Annotated in this window: 3 protein-coding genes; 2 read left to right on the forward strand and 1 reads right to left on the reverse strand. The window is 60.2% G+C overall.

The window, feature by feature from the left end; translation table 11 throughout:
- On the forward strand, window positions 1–504 hold a 504-nt coding region (locus QN358_RS18505), incomplete at its 5' end, for a hypothetical protein (protein WP_323513231.1).
- 96 nt (window positions 505–600) lie between these two features.
- Here QN358_RS18505 and QN358_RS18510 read toward each other — a convergent pair.
- Entirely contained in the window at window positions 601–1239 is a 639-nt protein-coding gene (locus QN358_RS18510) for a response regulator transcription factor (protein WP_323513232.1), read from the reverse strand.
- A gap of 338 nt (window positions 1240–1577) precedes the next feature.
- On the opposite strand from QN358_RS18510, the gene QN358_RS18515 reads away from it, so the two are divergent.
- A complete protein-coding gene (locus QN358_RS18515; RefSeq protein ID WP_323513233.1) occupies window positions 1578–5714 on the forward strand; it encodes a DUF6531 domain-containing protein in 4137 nt (1378 codons plus the stop codon).
- The last annotated feature ends 33 nt before the right edge of the window (window positions 5715–5747 follow it).

A 5747-nucleotide genomic window follows, 5' to 3' on the forward strand; every position in this document is an offset into this window, starting at 1 on the left:
AACTCATCGCCGCCTAAGCTTCAACCACTGACCTCAATCGGCAAAGCGAAAGCACACCACTCGAGGGGACGTCACCTGGCCGCGCCGGCCACCGCTGACGTGCAGAGCCAGGCGGGCTCGTCTGCACTAGCTGCGGCGAATGTGCCGTCTGCGGCGATGGCGCCAGAATTGCCGACGCCGGTCCAGAACTTTCAGATCTTTTATTCGCAAGGCTGCTCGAGTTCGAGCGCATATCACACGTATTATGACGCCGTCGGAACAGGGGAAAGCTGGATAAACGACCGCTTCGAAGAACCCAATCCGGGCACAGCAGGATGGGAGCAAACAATTCGAAACAACGGAGCCTCAGTGCTCGTTAGAGACGAGAAAGTACGAGTAACCTCGACGTTTGGGGGGCTTACTGTCACATCGGACTACGACAACGGCAGCGAGAATCCAGTCTGCTTCAACTTCGGCGCGAAGGAAAGGAACTCGAACACAAGCTTTACCGTCCTAGCACCCTAGTAACGCCCAAAGCTCGCAGTCACGAGTACTCAATATGTGATGGGCGGTTCGGATGCACGTTCCGAACCGCCCATCTACCTCGAGTGAAGTTGATCGTTAGGTCAATAGTCCGGCGCTCGTCGCCCGCTGGACTGCATCTAATCTGGAGCGTGCACCGTCCAGTTTTCTATACGCATTCGAGAGATGACGCTTCACCGTGCCTTCGGAAATGTAAAGAGCAGCACCAACCTGGGCATTAGTCTTCGACGCCGCCACGTGCCGTAGGACATCCAACTCACGCGCCGAGAGCACACTCACTTTAGGGATATCCTCGCGACCTGGCAGAGGAAGTCGACGAGTGGTCAAGATCGTGAGTGAGCCGGTCGGAGCATAGGCGATTTGGACGAGCGCGCCGACGAGCGACTTTGCCTGTGTGGTTCTGCCGAGAAATCCGTCCGCCGTTCCTACGCTTAGTTCCGTGATTGTGTTTGCATCGACATGAATCCCAAACAAGACCACCCGCGTGTTCGATGAGGCGGCCTTGATAAGTCTTACGGTATTGAGCGCTTCAAAACCGTCGGCGGTGGTGCTCAGGATCAGAATCCGGGGTTCGAGGTCACGAACTAACGTGACAGCTTGGCGCGCAGATCCCGACTCACCGACCACGCTGAGTCGGGCATCTTCTCGCAACGTCGAGGCCAGCCCCTTACGATATATCTCGATCTCATCCGCGATCACCACCGTCGGCTTGCCCACTATTTCAACCCCCACCGATGTTCCAGCGCGTGAATCCCCTGCCGACGTAAGTGAGACGTCCTGAGCACATGAGGCGACAAACTCAACCGATACACGAGACGTTAGTCCGCGCGCAACCCTGGCGCGTCTAGGTCGACTGGATCATGCAATGCGAGAGCGATTCGTAAATGTGAGTAAGTCCACAGAATGGTAGACACCCCCGTTCGGGTGACTTACGTTCGTCCTGGGGAATCATTAAAGACATTCCGAGCCCGAACTCAGGTTTGTTTCCTCGCGCGATCGTGTTCCTTCGATCGTGGTGGTGCCGGCTTCACGGCTGGCCTGTGATCGGGTGGGTAATGGCGTCAGGGTTGCGGCTTTTTTCGGGCGGGGCTTTGTTTTCGGCGGTTCTTCTCGCCACAACCTTGATCTCACCAGCTCAGTTCGCGAACGCTTCGCCAGACACCTCCTTGACAAGCTCGAGCTCCGCTCCGACGCCAACGGATTTCTCGGCACAAGGTGCCACCTCCGCAGATATCGCTGTAGACGGCATCGGTAGCACTGACGGCTATCACGTCCGAGTCGCCCGCGAATCGGCCGGGTTCGTCTGGTCGGACATTGCTGTGATCGATCCTTCTGGGGTCGACGAGTCGACCTGGTACGGATACCAGTGCATGACCGCTGATGGTAAGTACGCAGCTGTCGCGATTTTGCCGGGTGGGGCGATCAACTCGAACACGGCCCGCGACCGCGGTGCTTACGCGTACGGAGTCGATCTGACGTCCGGAACGGTCACCGCGTTGGCCACGGGTGTCGGTTTGAAGTATCACTCGCCGCAGTGCGGAACGGATGACACCGCGGTGTTCACGTCCGCTCTTGGTACGGCCTCTCCGGAGACAGAGATACTGCGCACGGACTTGTCGACGGGCAAGCAGGTTTCTCAGACGGTAATGAAAGGCCAACTCACGTCGGCTGCACCGGTTGGTTCGGCAGTTCTGGCGGCGTCAGGGGAGCAGCTGGTCACGGCTGTCGATGGTGGTACCGCTGATAAGCCGGTCGACGCAACGAACGCCGTCGCCCTACCGGGTAGCCCGTACGACATTCGCCCGTCCGCGGATGGTGGTGTCGACTTTCTGAGCACCGAACCCGATGGTCAAACCAGTGACGTATGGCACGAGAAGACGGGCCCGGCGACTAAGATCGCGACCGGTCCGACGACGGGGCTTGCATTGGATTTGGGGCGGGGCGGGAAGAACCTCGTTCTTGACGCCCAGAACCTGCCGGCGTCTTCACCGTTGACAGCGGTGTCCGTGACGGCTCTGCCTGCTGGTGTTGGTGTGGTGTCGTTGGACGCTCACGCGGCGTTCGGACCGGACAAAGCGGCACCGATCGCTGACTCGGCAGCGGCGCCGGATGTCAATACGGACGCGCCCCAGAACGGTCAAGCTTTGGTCGAATCGCTGTCGACCCACCAGGTCTTCGAAGCGTCCCAAACTCCCGTCGCGTCTGGCGCTGATTCGAGTAGCTCTGCTGGGTCGACGCAAAGCACGGGGACCGTGTTGCCGGGCGCTGCGACGAGCTCAAACGGTGACGTCCCGCAGATCGCGCCGAAAGAGACGGGTACGCGTTCGTCGTTCACCTCGACCGGGCCGGCGACGCTCTCCATCCAGACAGCAAGCTACACGCAGACGTCCGGCACGACGAGCACCGGTTCGATTGCGCCGGCATTGTCTCCGGGTGCGACGACGCCAAAGTGCTCGGTCGCCAGGCTCCAGCCCACGCTGGAAGCTATGCAACCCTCTAATGGTCAGGTGGACTGGGCATCGCAAATGGCTGAGCAGGGCCTGCTGACGGGGACCAGCTCGACGAGGCCGGCGAACTTCGCGAATATGGGCCTTGCGTCCTACTCACCGTCAAGCGATTTCCCTCCGATCGCGCTCAGCCATCCGGCGACGAGCACGTGGACGACGGTTCCACGGTCGGTGATGACGGCGATCGCGGCGCAAGAGAGTAACTTCAACCAGGCATCCTGGCACGCCGTGCCCGGGCAGGCCGGCGACCCGTTGATCGCGGACTATTACGGTTCCGGCGACAACATCGACGCCATCGATTATCCGAACGCGGACTGTGGCTATGGTGTCGCTCAAGTCACTTCCGGGATGGCCGCGACAGATACTTCGATCTCGGTACATGGGCAGATGAAGGTCGCTGTCGACTATCAGGAGAACCTTGCCGCGGGTTTGAACATTCTCGAGCAGACTTGGAACGATCTATACACCTCAGGTATCACCGTGAACGGTGGTGATCCGAAGTTTCTGGAGAACTGGTACTTCGCCGCCTGGGCTTACAACACCGGCATCCAACCGACTGCCGCGTTCGGTAACACTACTAATTGCACACCAAGTGCGACCTGCACCGGGCCCGATGGGACTTGGGGGCTGGGCTGGTCAAACAATCCGAAGAACCCGGATTACGACCCAGCCCGCGCACCCTACCTTCAGAACACGTACGCTGACGCAGCGCACCCGTCGTCCTGGCCGTACCAGGAACGGATCATGGGCTGGATGGGCGCACCAATCGTCCGTTATGGCTTCACCGCCTACGACACTCCCTCTTATAACGGCACGAACACGTGGTTGCAGATCCCTGCGTTCAACACGTTCTGCACGAGCGCGAACCTCTGCGACACCACTCACGTGGTCGCTGGGAACCCGTCAGCGAATTACTGCACCCTGGCCGATGACGAATGCTGGTGGCACACTGCCGTGACAACCGTCGCGACCTGCTCTACCACCTGCGCGACCAGCGCTTACGAAGACGCCGCTGGTTCGACCGAGCCTGCGTATACGTCGCAGTATCAGCCAACCTGCAACCTAGACACGACGAAAGTGCCGACCACATCATCGGGTGCGCCGATCATCGTCGACGACCTAGCGACGCCCTCCCAGAACCGGCAGGGTTGTTCGGGGATGAACTGGTCCAACAACGGCACCTTCACCTACACCCCTGGCACTAACAGTTCCGGCGACCCGGTCGGTAATATCGACACCCATCAGCTCGGCTCCGGGCTCGGCGGCCATATCTTCTTCACGCACACCGAACCTGCATCAGCGACGACCCTGATCAACACAGGCACGTGGACGCCGAACCTACCGTCACTGCAGTATTACAAAATCAAACTGCATCTTCCCGTTTCTGGGGCGACAGCAACCGATGTCGTGTACACGATCAATCCGGGCGGCGGTGTTGCGCCGTGGAAGATTCGGGTGAACCAGGACTGGGAATCCGAGCAGTGGGTCACTATCGGCACGTTCGCGATGCAAAACGGCGGCAATATCTCCCTCAGCAACGTCTCCGGGCTTCCCGCGCAGGAATACGACGTCGCATTCGATGCGGTCGCGTTCCTACCGCAGGGAGGCACACCAGGTACCCCGATCGGCGGACCACCAACGATCCAGGACGCACCGAAGGGCTCGAACCCGGCGTTCATTAACTGTGGTTGCGTAACCCGCACCGCCGGTGACCCCGTCGACACCCAATCCGGATACTACGGCGAGACCGACACTGACCTCTCCACGCCGGGTCTTGGCGAAGGCCTCGCCGTAACCCGCTCATACTCTTCCTCTCTCGCAGATCCGGCAGGGCCGTCGGGTAGCACTGGGTATGTGAACGGTGCGTTCGGTTATGGCTGGACCTACAACTACGGGATGACCGCGACAACGAACGCCACGTCGGGCAACGTCACGATCAAGCAGGAAGACGGCTCGGCCGTGACCTTCACTCCAGTCAGCGGCGGCGGGTACGCAACCACCGCCCCACGGTTTGATGCGACGCTCACCAAAACAGGAACGACGTACGCGTTCACCCGCCACGCGCAGGACCAGTTTGTCTTTGACCCCACCACCGGCCGGCTCACCTCGGAAAGCGATCTCGCCGGCCGCACCGCAACACCCACTTACTCAACCGCGCTTGCCTACGACGCGTCGGGGAATCTGTCTACCGTGACCGACCCTGCCGGACGGGTCTACACATTCCTTTGGTCAGGTACCCACATCGTCCGGGTCGGCACCTCGGGCGGTCAGGAAGTGAACTACAACTACGACGCCTCAGGGAACCTCGTCACCGCGTTCGGCGTCGGAACTACTCGTACGGGATCGACCCTCGATAACGCCGATCGCACTAACTACGCCTACACCACCGCACACCTGCTCAACGCGGAACGGTCGGCCGCGAACTACGGCAAAACGGGTACGCCGAACCCGGTCATGTCGATGACCTACGACGCTTCCGAACGCGTCACTCAACAAGCCACCGCTACCGGTGACGTCACTACCTTTAAATATGGGCCCATTAGCAGCCCCGCTCTCGTCGCAGGGCAGACCCTCGTCACTGATGGTGCCAGCCACCAAACCCTGTACACCTACCAGGGTGGTCTGCTCACCTCAATGACTAAACCTCAATCCACCGATCGGCTGAGGCTGGGCGGCGTTTTCTGATTTGAGAGGTTGGAGCGCGTTGGGGCGTTATTG

This window comes from Subtercola sp. RTI3, assembly GCF_035018625.1.
In the GTDB taxonomy this organism is placed as follows: Bacteria; Actinomycetota; Actinomycetes; order Actinomycetales; family Microbacteriaceae; genus Subtercola; species Subtercola vilae.

Excerpts from the sequence above, each read along its gene's own strand:
- QN358_RS18515 (WP_323513233.1), top strand. The coding sequence starts at position 1,578 with ATGGCGTCAGGGTTGCGGCTTTTTTCGGGCGGGGCTTTGTTTTCGGCG.